Origin of the sequence: Flavonifractor sp. DFI.6.63, from assembly GCF_024462255.1 — a bacterium.
Taxonomy (GTDB): Bacteria; Bacillota; Clostridia; order Oscillospirales; family Oscillospiraceae; genus Lawsonibacter_A; species Lawsonibacter_A hominis.
This window is the reverse complement of the sequence record NZ_JANGBE010000002.1, coordinates 143,382-164,228: the sequence shown is the minus strand read 5'-3', so window position 1 is coordinate 164,228 and position 20,847 is coordinate 143,382. Positions and strand designations below refer to the sequence as shown.

Genomic DNA, 20,847 nt, shown 5'->3' with positions numbered 1-20,847 from the left:
GGGCACTGTGCCGCCTTCCGGCCGCGAAGCTGTGCCAAGCGGGCAAACGAACCGGCTGAGCGCTCCCGGCGGCTCCCCGCGCTCAAAAGCAGGCCAGCAGCACGGCGCCCAGCACGGTGCTCAGCGCGCCGGCCACAAGCGCCGTGGTGGGCTTTTCCTGCCTGCCCAGCAGCAGCCGTCCCAGCAGCAGCGTAAACAGCGGCTCCGCCGCCGTCAGAGAATTGGCGATCGAGAGCGGGATCATCTGCAAAGAGGTAAACAGGAAATAGAGCGCCACGCTGGTGCTGAGTCCGGACACGGCATAATCCCGGTCCAGATGACGCAGGGCCTGCCGCAGGATACCGGGTCCGGTGATCAGCAGGAAGACGCTCAGCACGCTCAAGGCGCTGAGCGACCCCACAAACACGCCCACGGACGAGCTTGGGATCGCACTGACGCCCAGCTTTCGGAACAGGTTGCCAAGGGCCAGGAACAGGCTGGCCAGCAGTCCAAAAAGAACGCCCCGCACGGCCGTCCCGTCCCAGGCGGCGCCGCCCTGGTTCCGGCGGGCCCCGCCTATGGCGATGGTCAGCACGCCGCACAGCACCGCCGCGATCCCCAGCCAATCCAGCGGGGCGATCACCTCGTGCAGCAGAAAGACGCCGCACAGCAGCGCGAATACCGGCGTGGTGGCCTTCACCACCCCGGCCCGGGCCGCCCCCAGCAGGGAGACCGTGTAAAAGAGCAGCCCGCGGCCGATCAGGCTGTTGCACACCCCGCCCAGCACAAAAAAGACCATCCCGCGGACTGTGACCGGCGGGAGCGGCTGCGCCAAAAGGCCGCCCAGGAACATCATCAGATTGATGACGGTGTTGACCAGCAGCGAGCAGTACAGGCCGCCCAGAATACCGACCTGCGCCCGCTGCTGGGCACGCCGGGCAAATACCATCCCGCAGCTCCATCCGGCCGCGTTGATCAGGGCAAACAGTTCACCCATCGCAGCTTACCGGCCCCGGTCAGCCTTTGGGCTGCTTCGGAATAACGGTGACGGTCCCTTCCGTTGCGTTCAGGCGGACGTAATCCCCCGTATGGATCTGGCCGATGTCGATGCGGTCCACCATCGGCAGGTCGGAGACGATGGCGCCGATGACCACGATGGATTCCGCCTCGATATTGACGATGCCCAGAGGACCCACGCCGTTTTTCACCAGATCGTAGAGCATGTAGGAGCCGCCGGTGGAACCTTTGGACATGGGGAACACCAGCACCTTCCCCTTCAGGCACGCTCCCTCGATCTCATGCTTGCGTTCGATGACGTAGCCGGTCTTGGGGTTGATGGTTCCCATGAAAGAGATCGCGTCGTTGGTGACCAGGGCCTCGCCCTCTACGCAGCCCTCCACGATGCATCTGCCTCTCAGAACTTTTTCTTCACACACGGTTACTCCCCCCATTTCCCGTCGATGGCCGCCTGGATACACTCGGCGGTATTCAGCAGCACGGGCTGCAGATTCCACAGTCCCGGCGCGTAGTGGGCCATTTTCCCGGAGTTGGTGGCCACGGTCTTGTAGCCCCGCTGGGTCAGCGTGCAGCACAGTACCGGACAGGTGTCGCAGATGATCTCGCCGCCCGCCGCCTGGATGTCCTCCACAAAGCCCATCCGTTCGGCCAGCTCCCGCACCATGCGGGAGGTGCACACCCACAGATCGCTGTTCAGGCGCTTGCCCCGGACCAGGCCGGCGATCTCCTCAAATTCGCGGATGGACACATGCGGACAGCCCAGGACCACGAAATCGATGGGGCCCTTCTGGCTGAATTTTTCACAAACCTTGTCATAGGCCGCCTGATCGAAGACCACCGGCTGGATCTCGTCGCCGATGACGTCCTGCTTCGTAGGCGCTTCCGGCGTGAAGCCGACCACATGATACAAGGCGACCGCGCCCGCCGAGGCCAGGGCCGCGCCAAGCGCCTTGAACTGCTCCAGAGTGGGACGGCGCTTGATCCCCTCAAAGACCGGCACGTCTTTCCCGGCCAGCTTGCCGCCGAAATACCCCAGTACGGCAAAGTCCTTATCGGTCTTCAGGTCCACCTCCACCCGGATCAGGTGGGTGCCCTTCCGATTCTCATCCAGGTGGTAACCATAGGCCGGTACCCGTCCGGTGATCGCGGCGGCCAGGGCGGTAGGTCCGCCCTCCCGGTTGGTCCGGGCGCCGATGACCGAATTGACGAATGCCACGGCGGAGGACTCGCCCCAGGCCACGTGCTCTCCGAACATGGGCAGGTTCCCGTTCAGATAGGGGGTACAGCTGTTGGTGGGGATGGCGCCCATCTTCTCATAAGCTCTGGAGAGCTCCAGCTGCTTGCAGGAGAAGTCCTCCGGGAAGCCGATCTGCTTCCAGTCCTTTTCGTCGATGCCGATGGTGTTCAGCGTCATGGGCACTTGGAACACGGCGTCCTTGCTGGCGTCCTCCACATAGCCCAGGCCCGCGTCCCCTGCCACCCGGTAGCTGACGCCGGGGGAATGGACGTTCTTTACTTCGATCATGTGATCCGCGCCGTAGATCTCGCCCAGTGCGACCAGCACCTTCATGGACCGCCGGACCGTCTCGCCGTAGGCGCCGTCCAGCATTTTTTGCTCTTCTGCCGTTAAATGCATACGTTTCCATCTCCCAGTATGTTGGATGTGGGACTGTCAGGTCTCCTCACGGGTCTGCAGGTTGTGGTAATGCACCTTGGCGCGGGCCTCCCGCAGCGGTACGCCGCGGGCCACGCTTTCCTCGATCACCGCCTCCTTGGCGGCAATCTCTTTGGCTACTTCCAGAACGCGCGCGGCTTTTTCCTGGGGGATCACCACAACGCCGGTGGCGTCGCCCACCACCAGGTCGCCGGGCGCTACCCGGACGCCGGATACCGCTACCGGGACGTTGATCTGGTCTACCTCCACCCGGTCCTTTCCGGTGACCATATAATGGCCTTTGGTAAAAATGTTGTAGTTCAGCTTATGGACGGTGGGCAGATCCCGGCAGACGCCGTCGATCACCGTCCCGGCGATCCCCTTGTGGGTGGCCGCGATGGACATCAGGTCCCCCCAAACGGTACACCAGGTCCGCCCGCCGTTGTCGATGACCACGACCTCGCCCGGCTTCACATCATCCAGAAAATCGCCCACGGTCCCCTTCACGGTCCCACAGGGAACATAATGCACGGTAAACGCCCGGCCGCAGAGCGCCGAGTCGGGATTGACGGGCTTGATGCCCTCCAATCCGCAGGGAATGCCCAGCCGGTCCATTGCGTCGGACAGGCAGCAGGTGTCCATCTGGCGGAATTCTTCCACCATCGCGTCGGTAATCATAGGTTCCATCATTGCGCGTCCTTTCCGGTTTCGGAAAGCCTGTTTGTACCCCCGCGGAGGAGCGGTGCGCAGCGGTTTTGAGCGGGCTGCAAACGGGCTTTCTGTGCCTCAGAGAATTTTAGAGAATTGGTAGATCTCGGCGGTGGTCCTGCCCTGCTTCAGTTCCTCCAGGACCCGGACCTCCTTCCGGGCGATAGCCTCCGCGCCCTCCAGCACCGCTTCGATGTTTTCTTTTGCCACCACGACCACGCCGTCCCGGTTTCCCACGACCAGATCGCCGGGCCGCACGGGCACGCCGCCGCAGACGATCGGGATCTCGGTCTGCCCCACCGTTTCCTTGACCGTGCCGCCGGGATTAAAGCCCCGGGAAAACACCGGGAAGCCCAGCGCCTGGATATCGTCCGCATCCCGGCAGGTACCGTCGATGACCAGACCCCGAATCCCCCGCTGCATGCAGGCAAAGCACATGATCTCTCCGATATGGCCGCCGCCGGTATAGCCGCCCGCATCAATCACCAGCACGCTGCCGTCCGGCGCCTCTGTAATGGCCTTGTGGATGGCCAGATTGTCGCCGGGGTGACAGCGCACCGTGTAGGCGCGCCCCACCATGTGCAGGCTGGGGTCCACCGGCCGGATGGCCGGATCCATGCTCCCCCGCTTTCCGTTTGCATCGCAGATATTGCCCAGCGGAAGGCGCTGGAAGCGCTCCATGACATGTTCCATCGTTTTTCTCTCCTTTTACCGGCCGCAGATCAGCTCTTCCAGATCTACGTCCTCTGTACCCGGGACCTCCACCGTCTCCGGGAAGTCTTTCAGGGGCAGGCCTACATCTTCGGTTCAAATGGCATTTTTTTATCGGCATATTGCATCGTAATCCATTTAAGTTCAGTATAATCTTCAATGGAGTATCTACCGCCTTCCCGACCATAACCACTGTTTTTGATACCGCCAGACGGTGCTGTGATACCACTTACAAACGTGGTGTCATTGATATGAACCATGCCGGATTCCATATTGAGCCCCAGCTTAATTGCAAGTCGCATGTCATAGGTAAGCAATGCAGAAGAAAGGCCAAACTTATTATCATTACACAATGCAAGCGCCTGTTCAGCGTTCTCGACACAAAAAATTGACGTAACGGGCCCAAATGTTTCCTGATAAAAAATATCCATTTCAGGCGTTACTTCGGCTAAAATTGTCGGCTCATAAAAAGTTCCCTGGTGCTTTCCCCCAGTCAATATTTTAGCTCCTTTTGAACGTGCATCCTGAATTTGTCCATCGATAAAATCACACTGCTCATTGCTGATCAGCGGGCCGATAATGGTATCCGGATCATGGGGATCTCCTATTCTGAGCGTACGGGCGTATGCTACCAATCCTTCACAAAAAGCATCATAAATGGGTGCCTCTACAATAATACGGGAAGACGCCATGCAAACCTGTCCCTGATGATAAAACGCACCATATCCAGCAATTTTAATTGCCTGCTCTACATCATAATCGCCGAGAATTATCAGAGGGTTTTTACCCCCCAGTTCCATCGCAAATTTCTTAAGATGATAGCCAGCTTTCGCTGCAATACTGCGGCCAACCGGGCTTGAGCCAGTAAACGTCACGCACTTAACCCTCTGATCTTCCACCAGTTTATCTCCTACAATATCTCCCGGTCCCGGAATCACGTTCAAAACCCCCGCCGGTAAACCAGCTCTTTCAAAAGCAGTGGCAATTATATACCCCGAGAGGGGAGTAACAGAAGCAGGTTTGAGAATGAAGGTATCGCCTGCTGCCAACGCGTACGCAAGCTTTTTTACCGCTAAAATAACAGGATAGTTAAACGGCGCAATTCCAGCTACTACCCCAAGGGGAACCCTTACAGCAAGGGATACTTGATCCGCGCTGGTTGGCTGATTAATTTCTCCCTCAATCCGTCGACATTCTCCAGCTGCCACGCGAATAACGTTTACAGCCCCTGCCAACTCAGAGCGGGCCTTTGTATAAGTTGACCCACTTTCACAAATCATTATTTCGATAGCCTCATCAACCATTTTCTCAAGGCAATCTGCCGCTTTCCATAAAATCTGCTCACGCTGTGCAGCCATAGTCTTGGACCAGCTGGTAAAGGCGCGTTGTGCACTTTCCAACGCCATTTCTGTCTCAAGTTCACCTGCCAAGTGAACTCGGGCAAATGTAGTACCATCTGCAGGATTAATATCATTAATTATTTTTCCGCTCGTCGTCTCAATCCATTTCCCATTAATATACAGCTTGTACTCTTTCATACTCTCAACCTTTCTAACTTTATAAAGCATGACGTTGGTAATTATCTATATTGTGACATATTCAGTATTTAGAGACATGAGTTCAAATGCTAAAAATTTGTCTTGAAATTGCCGTGGCTCTTTGGTACTATTGGTAAAAATATAAGTATTAAACTCTGTAAAAGGCCTGTCCGAATTAATCAGATGTGCTTAGGAGGAAAGCTGCATCCAGAAATTTCATATCCGGATGCAGCTTTAGGAGTGAAATCTCAGCAAAAGAGAATCTTATTTTAGAATGTAAAGATGCTTACTGCGGAGTTATACGCGCTAAAACAAACCACAAAAAACATGATGGCAATAACAATGTTAGTGACGAAGTTATTCTTATATTCACCCATAATCTTTTTACTAGATGTCATATACCAGAAGGCCAGAATACCAGGTGGCGTGACAAGGTTATTCAAAGACATCGCCTTTGTCAGCAGGGATAATGCTCCTCCAGAGACGAAAGAGGCTACAATAATGGCAGGTACTCCCAAGTAAACAGTCAGTGCAATCTGACACTTTCTATCTTTTAAATCCACGCTCTTTCCCATTAGGGCTAACAACGGAATCAGTCCAAAAAATGCGCAGCCAGCAGATGTAGTCATAACGGCCCCCATCCATCCAATGGTAAACACGTAACCGGCAGCGGGACCACATAGCGGAGCAAGCGCCGCTGCAGCTCCGGCGACTCCAGTAATGGGCTCACCAGTCTTGTAGAGAACCGCTGCAGCAACAGAAAATACGAAGAAGCTAAACAGGCCAAACAAAACAACAGTAAAGACAACGGCATCCATCTTGCCGTATTTTAGCCACTCCTTGTTATTGCGGTTATTTGAGATAATAGCAAAGCCGTGATATACATAGATGTATAGCCCTGCTGCACCACCAATAATACCCGCAATACTGGTCCATTGCTGTGAATCTGGAAGTAGTCCCTCCCATCTTGGGGGGAAAGACGGAATGATACCAAGAAAAATATCTTTGATATCGGGCAACGCGATAAAAAATGTGATAGCGAAGCAGATAAGCATTGCAGTCAGCATAACACTGGTTAGTTTCTGCACAAAAGAGAATGAGCCACCCAAGAAATATGCAGCAACGATAACTACAAATAGTATGATTGTGATAATTAATGAGGCTCCGGAACTCAGTCCCTCACTGCCGCCTACTTGACTTAACGTGGTAACTGCAGTACGCAATCCGCGCCCTTGGGCCACCATAACACAGAACTGGGTTACAAAATTGAAGATCACCAGTACCCAAGCAAGCCAACCCCAGGTGTGCTTTTTTAATGCCTCCACGGGAGAAAGCCCTGTCACACAAGTAAGTTTTGTACTAATCCAAGTGGCGACATATGCAAAGACAATGCTTAAGATAACCGCCCAGAAAAAGGAAAAATACCACCCTGATCCAGATGTTACAAGTGCGGACATCGTACCCGGGCCAATAATCGTCATGGAAACAATAACAGCGGGACCAATCTTAGACAAATAGTCGCGAATACCTACCTTTTTTTCAGTCATACTTACATCTCCCTTTTTGTTTTTTATTTCGTAGTTCATCTATTGCGACTAACTGCAGACTCTCCTCCATAGATAAACTTGAAATACAATAGGTGCAGGGATCAATAGGACTGCTGGTAAATCTTTACTGCCTGTTCCACCGTCATGGGGCGTGGATTTGTATTGACGAGGCGCCCGTTGGATTCAATTGCAATTTTCCCCATCTCTAAAAAGCGGTCCGGCGTAATGCCCGGATAGTCGCGCAATTTAGTAGAAATGCCAACGTCGTTAATTAGTTGTTCAATGGCATCAATGCCAGCCTCTGCTGCATCTTTAGCGTCCATGGCACTGACATCTATCAAATTCAGGCTACGAGCAATTTGTGCAAAGCGTTCCTCATGTCCTAGCTTATTGAATCGCAATACATTAGGCATACTCATCCCTTGAGCATTGCCATGCGGATATCCAAACAGAGTGGTAAACGGATATGCCAACGCATGCACACATCCGAGGCCGGAGCCGCCGAAGGCCATACCAGCCAAAAAACTGGCACCCATCATACCCAATCGCGCTTCTCGGTTCTTTCCGTTTTGATATACCTCACGCAGATGCTTTCCAATCTGATTTAACGCTGTCAACGCAAAATTGTCAGTCACAAAATTACTGTTGGTAGCCATATATGCCTCAATGGCATGACACAGTGCATCAACACCAGAACCTCCTGTCACAGATTTTGGCATACCAATAGTCATATCTGAATCCAGATAGACGATGTCGGCCAGTACATATCGACTCCAAATTGCCTTCTTGGTATTATTGTGATGATCGCTTAACACAATAGATGGACTACTCTCACTTCCACTTCCAGAAGTCGTCGGAATCAAAACTTTATGTAAACCTGGTCGTTTAATAGTTTCCATGCCAAATAGTGAATCAATATCTACGTTATCTGCGACACACAAAGCTACTGCCTTGCAAACATCCATAGCACTTCCGCCGCCCAGCCCAATAAAGGTATCGCATTTCTCTTCCTTTGCATAGGCAATGCACGTCTTCACTGTTTCAATCGATGGTTCTTGCTCCACATCGGAGAAGAGACAGTAGCGAATATGTTTGGCTTCCAGCACATTCTGTACAATTTCGGCTAATCCAGCTTTGACAATACCGGGGTCTGTAACCAGCATAATCTTTCTGGCATGAATCATTTCTAAGTCGCCGGATAAGAAGGTCGAGATGCACTGGTTGCCCATTCTCACCACAGAAGGGAAGCGCAACAGAGAAATATTGCTCATATCAAGACTTCCTCTCATCAAAGTTTGGCCCCATTTAAACACAGTTAATGAATCTTAAATGAACAAAGCAGTCCCCCTTGGTCAGGTAAGCGTATTTAAACGCTTTCTGTTCAATATTTAACGGTAAGATACGCAACTCATATGATTACTTCAGCATCCGCTCATACTGGAACGCCTCGTCCACCTCGATCATGGTCTTTCCTGCGCGGATCTGCGCTACCATCCCCTCTTCCTTCCGGAAGAGCTGCTCGGCCTTATCCAGCACCTGGTCCACCCATTCCGCCGGGACCACTACCACGCCGCTCTTATCGCCCATGACAATGTCTCCGGGGCGGACCTGAACGCCGCCGAACTGGACCATGACGTTCGTGGCCTCCTCCTGGACCCGTCCGCGGGCCGTGGCCACCACGGTTCCGCGGGCGTAAACCGGAAAATTCAGCTCTACGCAGTCATCCAGATCCCGGCAGGCGCCGTCGATGACCACGCCGGAGATGCCCTTCACGCTGGCCCCGGTGGCCAGAACGCCGCCCCAGCAGGAGGTGTCGATCCGTCCGCCGTTATCCACCACGATCACATCGCCCGGCTCCGCCGCGTCGATGGCCCGCACACCCAGATGATATTTGCCCTTGGTCTGGCCTGCGGCGGTCATCTTCAGCGTTACCGCCGGTCCCAGGACCTTCTCCATGGTATGCCACATAGGCCGGATGCCGTAGGTGGCGCCATGGATGCCCAGCGCATCCATGGCGTCGGAAACATTTGTCGTCGAGAGCGCCGCGAAGCGCGCCCGGTATTCTTCCGTAAACCGTTCCATATCATTTCGCCTCATTTTCATCTTGGCACAGTACCGCTTCCCCGTCGGCGCCCCGGCGGAAGACCAAACGGCGGCGCCATTCCGGCGCTGTCTCCGGATGATCCTCCCGGTAATGGGTGCCCCGGCTCTCCGTCCGGGTGAGCTGCGCCATGGCGAACAGTCTGCCCAACAGCAGACGGTTGCGCAGCGGTGCGGAGATGCCCGGCCGCAGGTGCGCTCCGGTAAAGTCCAGCACACGCTGAAGTCCCTGGCTATTGCGCACCACCGTCAGGTTCTGGTAGTACAGCCGCTCGCTCTGAGCAATGAGCGCCCGCTCCTCCTCGTCAGGCTCCAGGCGCGGTCCCGCTTCTTCCAGGACCACCGCCGCAGCCGGCGCAGAGGCCGCATGATCCGCGGCGGCCCGTCCGGCGCGGTAGCCGAAGACCTGGGTATCCGTCAGATTGTTTCCGCCGGGCCGGTCCGACCCGTGGACGCCCCCGGTGATCTCCCCCGCCGCGTACAATCCCTCGACTCCGGTGAAGCCGTTGGTGTCGATCAGGATCCCGCCGTTGAAGTTCTGCACCGCCATGGTGACCTGCAGCGGTTCCACGGCACAGTCGATCCCCGCCCGGAGCAGCGTGTTGTACGTGATGGGCGCCTTGGCCAGCAGTTCTTCCCGGGTCACGTGGGACACGTCAAACCATATGCCGCCCTCTTCGGTGCCCCGGCCCTGGGCGATTTCCTGGAAGATGCCGATGTCCACATACTTGGCGTCTGTACGGACCGAGAAGGGATAGGACATGGCCTTCCGATCCAAAGCCTCCTCCGGGGTCGTGCCGCCTTGGCAGTATCGCGCCAGGAACTCCGCGCCATCGCGGTTGGTAAGCTTGGGCAGAAACCGCCACATATGGCTGTGGATAATAAAGGTAAGCCCCGGGCAGACCACCGCCGGACCGATCTGGAAAAACTCCATATTGACGAACCGGCACCCGGCCTCATAGGCCATAGCCCAGCCGTCTCCGGTCTGGGTCGGCGGCGTGACGTTGACGGAAAAAATGCTCCCTGCACCCCCGGTGGCCAGGACGACCGCCCCGGCGCGGATTCGCAGCGCACCAGCCTCATCCCGACCCCAGGCGCCGCAGACACGGCCATTTTCCTCCCGGCAGAGCCCCAGTATGGACACCTGCTCCAACAGGCGAACGCCCTGTGCCAGCGCGGCCTGCTTGAGGCAGCGGGTAATCTGACGCCCTGTGCTGCCGCCGCAGGTCAGAGAGCGGGCCCTGGTGCACCCGGAGAGCTTTTGCTGCTCCAGATGCCCGCCCCTGTGCGCGAAAGGAACGCCAAGCTCCGCCAACTCCCGTACCCGGTCGGCAGCCTCGTGGGCCAGGACCCAGCAGAGGGCCGGATCGCCCAGCCCTCCGCCGGTTTGGAGCGTGTCCTCCAGGTAGATCTCCGGATCGTCCCCGTCCCCCTCACAGTTGAAGGGCGCGTTGATGCCCAGAGCCTCCGAGGCCACCATATTGGTGCTGCCGCCGGTCTCATACCGGCCGGTGACGGCCAGGCACACCTCTAATTCCGGGTGCGCCCTCTTGGCCTCGTAAGCGGCTCTGGTGCCGGCGGCGCCGCCGCCGACCACCAGAACGCCGCATTGAAGTTCTCTCACTTGCAGGACCTCCTGGTCAAAGCAACATTAATTCGCCCGCTTCTGGGGAGAGGTCATGGACACGGCGTTGGCCGGGCAGACCTCCATGCACATGCCGCAGCCGTCGCACTTGTGCTGGTCGATGACCGCGCCGCACTTGGTCAGGGTAATGGCGTCATAGAAGCAGCTGCGCTTGCACACGCCGCACTTGGTGCACTTGTCGTAGTCCACCTTGGCGTACACGCCCTCGGGCGCGCGCTCCACCTGAGCGGTCTTCAGGACGTTGGGCAGGGCGATGCCGCGGATATCGTCCAGAGAGCTGTAACCGCGGGCATCCAGCCACTGGCTGATGTGCTCGTTCCACTTCTTGGCCACGTCGTACCCCTGGAGCATGATGCCCACGCCGGACTGCACCAGAGAAGCGCCCACCATGGTGTACTTGATGATGTCGCGCCAATCCCACACGCCCAGACCGGCGATGATGGGAATGCTCAGCTTGTTGGCGGCCAGCGCGCAGTTCTTCAGGCCGTAGCCGATGAAGTAGGGGCCACCCCAGCCGCCCTGGGCGCCGGGGCCCACGGGACGGGCCTGATCGATATCCAGGTCAAAGCCGGAGAAGCGTGCAGACAGGTTGATGCACTGGGCGCCGGCTTCCTGGCAGGCCAGCGCCACGGAAGACTGATCCACGGTCTGGGGAGAGACCTTGACGCTGAAGGGCTTCTTCAGCAGGTTGGCGCAGGTACGGACCACGTCGGCGGTCATATCCACGGCTCCGGCGCCCATCTTGACGCCCATGTCGGCGGCGAAGGGGCAGGATACGTTCAGCTCCACCCAGTCGGCATTGGTCTCGTTCACCAGGCCCACCATCTCCTGCCACTCGTCCAGGGTAACGCCGGACAGGCTGGCCATGACGATGCCCTTATCGCCCACTGCGTCCTTGGCCCGGTTTACATCCTCCATGTACTCCTGGTAACCAAAGTGGGAGCACTCCTCCAGGGAGTTCAGCGTAAACGCATGGGGCAGGGACTGGGGATAGCCGGGATAGGTCTTGTAGTCATAGAGCTTGAAGCGGGGACGGGGGAAGTTGCGGCCCAGCTTGCCTTTTTCACCGAACAGGGACTTCACGATCACGCCGCCGGAGCCGCCCTCAATGCCTTTCTTGACGCCGATCCAGTCCATAGAAGGAGAGGCAGAGCCCACAATAACAGGATTGGGGAACTCCACGCCAGCCACGTTTACCTTCAGATTCGCCATATTCTTGTTCCTCCTTAAGCAATTCTAATTGAATACAATGAGCATACAATTTAGAACAAAAAATAAATTGTTTGAAGTTTTTTATTGAAATTGTATTTTCATTGTATACAACCTTGTGTCACATATTCTAGCGGAATCTCTGGTATATTTCAATAGCCTTTTTCATATTTTTCGCCTCTAATTGGTCTTTTTCGATAATTTCATCGCTTCCGCTAAAATGTACAGGGTTGTTTTAGTTATTATTTTAAAGCGATAAATAGAAATTAAATGCATTACTTTTTGTATAAAAGCAAATATGTCCGTAAAAAAGTTCTTATTTTGACCAAAAACTTAAAAATTCAAGATTTTACCTTGACATGGAATGTCAAATGGTCTACAATAAGCACAGATTGTATACAATGTGAAGAGGAATTTTAACGTGCAGCACCGCTTGTACTCTCATTTTGGGGTGTGAACCGACAACAAGGAGGGGTCGTATGGAGCGTCCACGTATCGTGGTGGGCATCTCCGGCGCCACCGGCGCCATTTATGGAATCCGTCTGCTGGAACTGCTGCGGGAATGCAGTGATGCAGAGCTCCATCTGGTGGTCAGCCGGTGGGCGGAGGAGACCATCCGCCTGGAGACGGACTACACGCCGGAACAGGTCCGGGCCCTGGCCGATGTGTCCTATCAAGCCGACGCACTGGGGGCGGCCATTTCCAGCGGCTCGTTCCGCACGATGGGAATGATCATCCTGCCCTGCAGCATGAAGACATTGAGCGCGATTGCCAACGGGTATGACCATGATCTTCTCGCCCGGGCGGCGGACGTGACTTTGAAAGAGGGCCGCCCGCTGGTGCTCTGCCCCAGGGAGACGCCTCTCAACGCCATCCACCTGGAGAACATGCTCAAGCTGAGCCGCCTGGGAGTACGGATCGTGCCGCCCATGCCCAGCTTTTATCACCGCCCCAGACAAATCGAGGATCTGATCCGTTATCAGGTGGTTCGGGTGCTGGACCAGTTCGGGCTCCGCGCCGGAGAGGACGGCCGTTGGGGCGCAGCACCCGCTGAGTCGAAAGGAGAAACGTAACATCATGGGAAAACGCGGTTTAAAAAATGTAGCTTACGATTATTTGCTGGATGCGATCATGTCTTATGAGCTGAAGCCAGGGCAGGCCATCGTCGAGCAGGACATATCGGATCGGCTCAACATCAGCCGCACTCCGATCCGGGAGGCCTTCAAGCAGCTGGAATCCGAAGGGCTGGTCCGCCATCTGCCCTCCCGGGGGACCTTTGTGACCAATCTGACCGTGCAGGACGTGGAGGAGATCTTTCAGCTCCGGGAGCTCTTTGAGATCACCGCCCTGAAAAGTGCGATCAACTGCATCACCGACGACGAGCTGGACTACATTGAGGACCGGGTGCGTTATCTGGACGATAAAAAAAGCGAAGAACCCCCCACGCAGGAGGCCTTCTATCGCTCGGACCGCGACCTGCACATGATGATCATGAAATATTCCGGCAACTCCCGCATGATCAAATTCCACAAGACGCTGGAGGCCCAGCTGGAGCAGCTGCGCCGGATCTCGGCCATGACGCCCAAGCGCCTGGTAAAATCCCGGCAGGAGCACCTGGATATCATCTATGCCCTGCGCACGCGTGATCTGGTCAGCGCCACCAGGCATCTCTCCATCCACCTCCAGAACATCAAGGAGAGCACGCTGAACGTCTGCAGGAACATGGTCTCGCAGTACTGACCGCCCGCCAGGCACAATCGCAGAAAAACGCCAGGTGTGGCACCAATGCATATGGCTCGGCCCGCAAGCGGCTTCGACACGCTTGGGAACATCTCAGGCGGGGGGCCTCTGCAAAACAGAGGACCCCCGCCTCAGCTTGTCGAAAAAGGCTAAAGGCCTTTTTCGACAGAGGGGTACATGACGGCCAGGGCTCGATTCCTGCGGAAAAGTCGCCCTGGCCGTCATGAGAGGTGTCATTTCCGACGCGCATGTCGCCGGAAATGACGGAGCTTCCTTTCCTTCCGTCGTCTGTGGACGACTCAACTCTGCAAGGCCTTCCCCCGAGAGGTTTTTTGACAGGCTGAGGCGGGGGGCCTTTGCAAAGCAGAGGACCCCCGCCTGTTTCAATCGCTCCACACGGCTGATGCGTCCGGCCGGTACGCTTGCTCCGCAAACTCAAAGCTGGCATGCGCATCGGTATGCTCGAACAAAAGCGCGTTTTCCTTCCAAAACCGGTAGCGCACTTTGGCGCTGAGGCGTTCGTATATGATGCGGCCCATACCGCCTTCCACGGGGGCCCGCAGGGGATGTCCCCGCCCCTCCAGCACTTCCGCCTCCAGGCGGTACCGCCCCTGACGGATCAGCGCTCCGCCGCCGGACCATCGCTCGACCCGGGCGCCCTGATAGGTGGCCAGGCGGTATTCCCGCCCTTGATGCAGCACCGCGCAGATACATCCGGTGAAGCTCCCCGCCGCCAGCGGTATGTCCGCAATGGAGAGCATCAGGCTGCTGCACCGCGTCTCCCGCCACGCGCATTGGGTCCAGAGATAAGCGCTGGGAAAAGACCGCCCGCGGTCCGTCTCCACATAACCGGTACCGCCGGTAAAGTCCATGGCCGCGCCGTTCAGGGTCAACGTTCCTTCCAGCGTATGGCCCATGCTGATCACACCGTGGCGGCACTCCATTCCCGGCAAAAAGCGGAATGGCCCCATAATGTCCGATTTGAGCGGCGTAAAGGGGCCGCAGAGCAGCGCTCCCCGGAGGGAAAGTCCGCTTTGCTCCACGTTCAGCCAGATCCCCTTGCGGTTAAAGAGGTTCCCATCCAGCCAGATCTGGAACACGCCCTCAGAGGCCTGCAGCGCCGCATCCGGATATTCCGCCCACCAGGCCCCGCCGTCCGCAATGACCTGGAGGGAGGCGCTGCGCCGCCCCGCACGGTCGACGTGCAGGGCGGGAATCAGCGCCAGGCCCCTTCCGTCCTTTGTCTGGCACTTCAGATACCAGCCCTCAAAGTAGGGGCCCGCCCGTCCTGCGCCATGATAATACTTCGCCATTCCGTTCCCCCTCCGCTCAGCGGCCGCAGCGCTCCAAAAAGATCCGGATGTTCTCCGCCTCCTGCTCCGCATCCGCGTTCAGCCGGCCCATACGGTCGCACAGGCCCAGCAGCGCCACTTCCTCCAGGTCAGCGTTTTCCCGCATCCCGTTCACGTCGGCAAAAGGCATTCCCTTCCCGACGAACAGGACCTGCATATGGTATCGGATCAATGCGCACACCCGGCCGATTAGGTCCTGATCGGCCGAAAAGCGCTGCAAAAACCGCCGGGCCAGTTCCGCACCCAAGGTTTCATGTCCGTAAGAGGTGATTTTCCCCCTTCGGACGCGGGTCGTATCCGGCTTTCCAACGTCATGGAGCAGCGCGGCCCACATCAGGGCCGCAGGATCTTTGCTCTCCGCCCGCCGCTTCGCCGCTTCATCCACCACCAGCATCGTATGGTTCCATACGTTTCCCTCCGGATGATGGACCGGCGACTGCGCCGTGGTCTTCATCCGGCGCAGCGGCTCAAATTCGGGCGGAACCGCTCCCGCAAACAGCGCCTCCAGCGCTATGCTGGGCCGCAGGTCTTCCATCAGGCTCCGTTCCAGCGCGCGAAACAGCGCTTCCCGCTCCATAGTCTCAGCCAGCTCGATCGCCCCCGTGTCCCTATTCCGCATAATCGGGACTATTTTTATCGTCCCCTGTCCCCTGAGTAGTATTGCAGCCCCGCCGGCAGGTTATGCTCGAAACCCGCATCCTTTTTCCGCCGGTCCGGTCTGCGGCGCCCGCTTTTGGTATACAGAAAAAACAGACGGACGGCCACCGCACCCGGTAAGCGTTGCCCTTGCCCTCTGTTTTGGGGGGTGTTTGGGCTGGCTGGGCGGACTTTGGTCTTATCAGGGCGAGCGTGCTTCCGTCTGCGTCCCCGGCGTCCAAAACGACCCGTTACGGGGCTGAGAGCCGGCGTCTCGCTTGAGACGCCGGCTCTCAGCCAAGCAGGGAGGAAGAAAAAAGGGACTGCACCCAACCGCAGAGACAAAACAAAACGCCTCCGGTCCCTGGACCGCAGGCGGAAGCAGCGCGCCCTGCAGATGGTGCGCATACGGCCGCCCCCGGTCCCGGCAGGGGTGTACGCCTTCCGACATGTATCTGACTTATCCCGTTTCCGGGCTTCACAGTGACCGACTCGTGGGGCATTGCACCCGCTTCCATGGCTGCCTGCCTAAGACAGGCTCGAACGACGTTATTGTATTGTCTTTTATAGTATACGCACAGCAAGACGCTCTGTAAAGGGATATTTTTACGATATCTATGGAAAACTTCCACATCCTGCGCCAGTGCCCGGCGGTTTCGTCCGCAGCCGCGCGCAAAAAAACCGGAGCTGCGCCGCAAAGCGGCGCAGCTCCGGTCCGGATGCTCTCTGCTCCCCGCGGCTCGGCTCGGCCTGCGGCGCTCGGGGGCTGGGGCGCCCTTACAGACCCAGAAGATTCAGCTCGGTCTGGGGATCGAACAGGTGGATGAGCTCCGGCCGGAAGGTAAAGTGCACCTCGGAGCCGTACGGGATGCCGCCGCGGTACTCGGCGGGCAGGTCGGTGGTGGGAATCCGCAGTACCACGTCCTTTTCCCCGGCCGTCACGTGCAGATGGACCTCGCTGCCCATCATCTCGGACACATCCACCTTGCCGGTGATGGTGTGGCTTCCGGTATCCTTTGCAAAGGTAATGTGCTCGGGACGCACGCCCAGGGTCACGTCCATGGGAGAGATCCCTCTGGCAGCCAGAGCCTTGCAGGTCTCCTCCGCCAAAGGCATCACCGCGCCGGCCACCGCCGCCTGATAGGTGTCGCCCGCCTTCTCCAGCTTGGCGTCGAAGAAATTCATCTGGGGGGAACCGATAAAGCCCGCCACAAAAACGTTGGCCGGATGGTCAAAGACCTCCTGCGGCGTGCCGATCTGCATGATGAAGCCGTCCTTCATGATCACGATGCGGTCGCCCAGCGTCATGGCCTCGGTCTGGTCATGCGTTACGTAAATAAAGGTGGTGTTGATGCGCTGACGAAGCTTGATGATCTCCGCGCGCATCTGGTTGCGCAGCTTGGCGTCCAGATTGGACAGCGGTTCGTCCATCAGGAAGACCTGCGGGTCCCGAACGATGGCGCGGCCGATGGCGACACGCTGCCGCTGGCCGCCGGAGAGCGCCTTGGGCTTGCGGTCCAGATACTGGGTGATATCCAGGATCTCGGCCGCCTCACGGACCTTCCGGTCGATTTCGTCCTTGGGCGTCTTGCGCAGCTTCAGGGCGAAGGCCATGTTTTCATAGACCGTCATGTGCGGGTAGAGCGCGTAGTTCTGGAAGACCATGGCGATATCCCGGTCCTTGGGTTCCACGTCGTTCATCCGCTTGTCGCCGATGAACAGGTCGCCCTCGGAGATGTCCTCCAGTCCGGCCACCATCCGCAGGGTGGTGGACTTGCCGCAGCCGGAGGGGCCTACCAGCACGATGAATTCCTTATCCGCGATCTCCAGATTAAAGTCGTGGACGGCGGTCACCTTGTTGTCGTAGATCTTTTTGATGTTCTTCAGGGTCACAGTTGCCATGCGCATGGGCCGTAAGGGCAGAGCCTTCGCACCTACCCCCTTGTCCGCAGGCGCTTGGTCCTGCGGACGTTACGACAGGTCTCCACACTGCCGCACCGCCGGCCCGGCGGGGTTTTCCTCCTTTTTTACGGCTCCCCCATTTCTATTGAAATGGAGTAGAAATGGGATGCCTTTTTATGGGGGTCTCTATCCTTCACCGCGGACCAGTTCGCCGCGGAAGAAGACATCCTTGAGCTCCAGACGTTCATCCAGAATGACTACATTGGCTCGCTTGCCAGGCTCCAGGCTGCCGCACCGGCTGTAAATGCCGATGGCGCGGGCCGGATTGACCGCCGCGGCGCGCACCGCGGCATGCAGCGGGATCCCAAAGGATACGGCGGTTTTCAGACATCCCATCAGGTCGGTGACCGAACCGGCGATGGTGCCGTCCGCCAGCGTAGCGAGCTTGCCCTTCACGGTCACATCCTGTCCGCCCAGAGTATATTGCCCGTCCGGCATACCGGCCGCCCGCATGGAGTCGGAAATGAGGATCACGCGCTGCTCGCCGAACATTTTAAACACCGAGCGCACCACTGCCGGGTGGATGTGTATGCCGTCACAGATCAGCTCCACCATACAGCCCGGCGTATCCAGCGCCGCACCCACTACGCCGGGGGCGCGGTGGGAAAAGGGCGGCATGGCGTTGAACAGGTGGGTCACCTGCCGGGCGCCCAGCCGAAAGGCCTCCATGGCGGTATCATAATCCGCGGTCGTATGCGCCAGGGAGACCGTGACGATCTCCTCCACCGCTTCGATGAATTCCATGGCGCCGGGCAGTTCCGGGGCCACCGACACCAGCTTCACCAGCCCCTTGGACTCCGTCAGCAGCCGCCGCAGCAGCGCCGGATCGGGATCGCGCAGCCAGTCGCCGTTTTGGGCGCCCTTTTTGGCCCGGGACAGGAAGGGCCCTTCCAGGTTCACCCCGCACAGGGCCGCGCCGGGCCGGTCGGCCTCCCGATGGGCGGCCGCTACCCGGCAGATCCGGATCAGCTGATCCTCCAGCAGGGTCATGCCCGCGGGACAGATCTGGGTCACCCCCCTGGAAAGCTCGTACTTTGCCATGGTCTCCAGGCCCCCGGCGTCACCGTCGGAGAAGTCCTGACCCTTGCAGCCATGGAAGTGCAGGTCGGTCAGGCCCGGGATCACATAGCAGCCTGCGGCGTCGTAGATCTTGCCGTCGCTGCTGGAGTCGGAAAGGAGCCGCCCGTCGAAGCACACATCCCGCCGGAGAAAGCCCTCATGCAGATCAAAGACCTGACCGCCGGTTATCCGCATATCGTCTCACCCGCCTCAGCCAGCTTGTGCAGCGCAGCCTTGTCGCCCACCAGCGTCACGTCGGGGTGCAGCTGCAGCACGGAGGCGGGCACCTGCTTGGTAACGGGGCCGCAGAACGCCTGGTACACCGCTTCCGCCTTTTCCTCGCCGTTGACGACGATGAGGATGCGCCGGGCGTTCATGATGTTCTTGATCCCCATGCTCAGGGCATGGCGCGGTACCTCATCCCGGCTGGCAAAGAAGCGGGCGTTGGCCTCGATGGTGTTCTCCGTCAGGCTGACCATGTGGGTCTCCAGGCCGAAGTCGTCCCCCGGCTCGTTGAATGCGATATGCCCGTTGCGCCCCATACCCAACAGCTGCAGGTCGATCCCGCCCAGATCCCGGATGAGCTTGTTGTAAGCGGCGCACTCGACGGCCGGGTCTTTGGCCAGTCCGCTGAGCACATGGGTATTTTCCGGCTTGATATCGATATGGTCAAACAGGTTGGTCTGCATGAAATAGCGGTAGCTCTGCTCATGATGGGGGGACAGGCCCAGATACTCATCCAGATTCACGGAGCGAACCTCTGCAAAGCTCAGATCGCCCTTCTGAAACCACTCCACCAACTGCTGGTAAGTGCCCACGGGGGTTCCCCCGGTGGCCAGTCCCAGCACACAGTCCGGCTTATAAATGACCTGGGCGGAGATGATATTGGCCGCCCGGCGGCTCATGGCCTGATAGGTTTCTGCCTGATAGATGCGCATGTCGATCGACACCTCAGTCACTCGGGCGCAGAAGGCAGCCCGGTATTTTTAGAAAAAGAGGGCGGGCGCATCCTGCGCCCGCCCTTGGGCGCTTGCACGGGGGATCAGCAGTAGGTTTTGACGGCTGCGGCGATCATGGCCGCGGCCTCGTCCACCACGGCGGCATCGCTGCCGGCGAGCGCGGGCAGCGGCTTGCGGACGCTGCCGCAGTGCACCCCGTTTTGGTCCAGGATGGCCTTCATTACGGCGTACAGATTGCCGTGGGCGGAGCACATCTTGTAAATGATGCGGCAGATCTCGTTCTGAATCTGGCGCGCGGTCTCCATCTCGCCCTTGCGGAAGCAGTCATATACCTTCAGGAAGAGCTCCGGCATGACGGCATAGGTGCCGCCGATCCCGGCGCAGGCCCCCATGGCCAGGCCGGAGACATACTGCTCGTCGGGGCCGTTGAAGACGATGACGCCCTCGTCCCGCCACATCTGGATATCCTGGGCAGGCATGGAGGAATTCTTTACGCCGATGACCCGGGGATTCTTCTTCATCTCCCGCAGCAGGGACGGGGTCAATGCCACGCCGGCCAGCTGGGGGATATTATAGATGATAAAATCCGTATTGGGCGCGGCGGCGGAGATATCGTTCCAGTACTGGGCGATGGCGTACTCGGGCAGGTGGAAGTAGATGGGCGGGATGGAGGCGATCGCGTCCACCCCCAGGCCTTCGGCATGGGCGGCCAGTATCCGGCTGTCCGCAGTATTGTTGCAGGCCACGTGGGCGATGACCGCGATCTTTCCTTTGGCCTGGGCCATCACGTTCTCCAGCACCGTCTTGCGCTCGTCAACGCTCTGGTAAATGCATTCGCCGGAGGAGCCGCCTACGTACAGGCCGTTGACGCCCTTTTCGATGAGATAACGGGTCAATTCCTGCACCCGCTGAGGGGAAACGGTCCCCTGGTCGTCGTAACAGGCGTAAAACGCCGGGATCACGCCGCTGTATTTCTTCAAATCGCTCATTATAATGATCCTTCTCTCATTGGATATTGTACAACATTCATC

At 58.1% G+C, this 20,847-nt stretch carries 19 protein-coding genes; 2 read left to right on the top strand and 17 right to left on the bottom strand.

The window, feature by feature from the left end; translation table 11 throughout:
* Positions 1 to 82 precede the first annotated feature (82 nt).
* The 11 genes from NE547_RS01735 to NE547_RS01685 form a co-directional block, all read right to left on the bottom strand.
* A complete protein-coding gene (locus tag NE547_RS01735; RefSeq protein ID WP_186906085.1) occupies positions 83 to 976 on the bottom strand; it encodes a DMT family transporter in 894 nt (297 codons plus the stop codon).
* A 19-nt stretch (positions 977 to 995) separates the two neighbouring features.
* Entirely contained in the window at positions 996 to 1,415 is a 420-nt protein-coding gene (locus tag NE547_RS01730; protein ID WP_186906086.1) for an aconitase X swivel domain-containing protein, read from the bottom strand.
* A gap of 2 nt (positions 1,416 to 1,417) precedes the next feature.
* Complete coding sequence (locus tag NE547_RS01725) at positions 1,418 to 2,632, bottom strand: aconitase X catalytic domain-containing protein (RefSeq protein ID WP_186906087.1); 1,215 nt, start codon at positions 2,630 to 2,632, stop codon at positions 1,418 to 1,420.
* A 36-nt stretch (positions 2,633 to 2,668) separates the two neighbouring features.
* On the bottom strand, positions 2,669 to 3,337 hold the full coding sequence (locus NE547_RS01720) for an RraA family protein (protein ID WP_243204621.1): 669 nt from the start codon (positions 3,335 to 3,337) through the stop codon (positions 2,669 to 2,671).
* Positions 3,338 to 3,436: 99 nt separating this feature from the next.
* A complete protein-coding gene (locus NE547_RS01715; RefSeq protein WP_186906088.1) occupies positions 3,437 to 4,051 on the bottom strand; it encodes an RraA family protein in 615 nt (204 codons plus the stop codon).
* Between the two features lie 101 nt (positions 4,052 to 4,152).
* On the bottom strand, positions 4,153 to 5,607 hold the full coding sequence (locus NE547_RS01710; RefSeq protein WP_186906089.1) for an aldehyde dehydrogenase family protein: 1,455 nt from the start codon (positions 5,605 to 5,607) through the stop codon (positions 4,153 to 4,155).
* A gap of 269 nt (positions 5,608 to 5,876) precedes the next feature.
* Positions 5,877 to 7,154, bottom strand: a complete 1,278-nt coding sequence (locus NE547_RS01705; RefSeq protein WP_256174572.1) for an NRAMP family divalent metal transporter — start codon at positions 7,152 to 7,154, stop codon at positions 5,877 to 5,879.
* Positions 7,155 to 7,255: 101 nt separating this feature from the next.
* Positions 7,256 to 8,425: an iron-containing alcohol dehydrogenase gene (locus NE547_RS01700; RefSeq protein ID WP_186906091.1), complete on the bottom strand. Its 1,170-nt coding sequence runs from the start codon at positions 8,423 to 8,425 to the stop codon at positions 7,256 to 7,258.
* Between the two features lie 145 nt (positions 8,426 to 8,570).
* The gene (locus NE547_RS01695; RefSeq protein WP_186906092.1) at positions 8,571 to 9,236 is read right to left on the bottom strand and encodes an RraA family protein; all 666 of its coding nucleotides are present in this window, start codon (positions 9,234 to 9,236) and stop codon (positions 8,571 to 8,573) included.
* A 1-nt stretch (position 9,237) separates the two neighbouring features.
* Complete coding sequence (locus NE547_RS01690; RefSeq protein WP_256174571.1) at positions 9,238 to 10,878, bottom strand: FAD-binding protein; 1,641 nt, start codon at positions 10,876 to 10,878, stop codon at positions 9,238 to 9,240.
* A gap of 27 nt (positions 10,879 to 10,905) precedes the next feature.
* On the bottom strand, positions 10,906 to 12,111 hold the full coding sequence (locus NE547_RS01685) for a 4Fe-4S binding protein (RefSeq protein ID WP_186906094.1): 1,206 nt from the start codon (positions 12,109 to 12,111) through the stop codon (positions 10,906 to 10,908).
* A 476-nt stretch (positions 12,112 to 12,587) separates the two neighbouring features.
* On the opposite strand from NE547_RS01685, the gene NE547_RS01680 reads away from it, so the two are divergent.
* Together NE547_RS01680 and NE547_RS01675 are read left to right on the top strand one after the other, a co-directional pair.
* The gene (locus NE547_RS01680; RefSeq protein ID WP_186906095.1) at positions 12,588 to 13,181 is read left to right on the top strand and encodes a UbiX family flavin prenyltransferase; all 594 of its coding nucleotides are present in this window, start codon (positions 12,588 to 12,590) and stop codon (positions 13,179 to 13,181) included.
* Between the two features lie 4 nt (positions 13,182 to 13,185).
* Positions 13,186 to 13,848 carry a GntR family transcriptional regulator gene (locus NE547_RS01675; protein WP_186906096.1) on the top strand — a complete coding sequence of 221 codons (663 nt, stop codon included), beginning with the start codon at positions 13,186 to 13,188 and terminating at the stop codon, positions 13,846 to 13,848.
* Positions 13,849 to 14,231: 383 nt separating this feature from the next.
* Here NE547_RS01675 and NE547_RS01670 read toward each other — a convergent pair whose 3' ends face one another.
* From NE547_RS01670 to NE547_RS01645, 6 genes are all read right to left on the bottom strand, one after another.
* Positions 14,232 to 15,161 carry a tocopherol cyclase family protein gene (locus NE547_RS01670; RefSeq protein ID WP_186906097.1) on the bottom strand — a complete coding sequence of 310 codons (930 nt, stop codon included), beginning with the start codon at positions 15,159 to 15,161 and terminating at the stop codon, positions 14,232 to 14,234.
* A gap of 16 nt (positions 15,162 to 15,177) precedes the next feature.
* A complete protein-coding gene (locus tag NE547_RS01665; protein ID WP_256174570.1) occupies positions 15,178 to 15,819 on the bottom strand; it encodes an HDIG domain-containing metalloprotein in 642 nt (213 codons plus the stop codon).
* Positions 15,820 to 16,613: 794 nt separating this feature from the next.
* The gene (locus NE547_RS01660; RefSeq protein ID WP_186906352.1) at positions 16,614 to 17,738 is read right to left on the bottom strand and encodes an ABC transporter ATP-binding protein; all 1,125 of its coding nucleotides are present in this window, start codon (positions 17,736 to 17,738) and stop codon (positions 16,614 to 16,616) included.
* A gap of 186 nt (positions 17,739 to 17,924) precedes the next feature.
* On the bottom strand, positions 17,925 to 19,052 hold the full coding sequence (nagA, locus tag NE547_RS01655) for an N-acetylglucosamine-6-phosphate deacetylase (RefSeq protein WP_256174569.1): 1,128 nt from the start codon (positions 19,050 to 19,052) through the stop codon (positions 17,925 to 17,927).
* On the bottom strand, positions 19,043 to 19,795 hold the full coding sequence (nagB, locus tag NE547_RS01650) for a glucosamine-6-phosphate deaminase (protein WP_256174568.1): 753 nt from the start codon (positions 19,793 to 19,795) through the stop codon (positions 19,043 to 19,045). The genes nagA and nagB overlap by 10 nt, the downstream gene beginning before the upstream one ends.
* 104 nt (positions 19,796 to 19,899) lie before the next feature.
* Complete coding sequence (locus NE547_RS01645) at positions 19,900 to 20,805, bottom strand: dihydrodipicolinate synthase family protein (RefSeq protein ID WP_186906099.1); 906 nt, start codon at positions 20,803 to 20,805, stop codon at positions 19,900 to 19,902.
* Between the last annotated feature and the right edge of the window lie 42 nt (positions 20,806 to 20,847).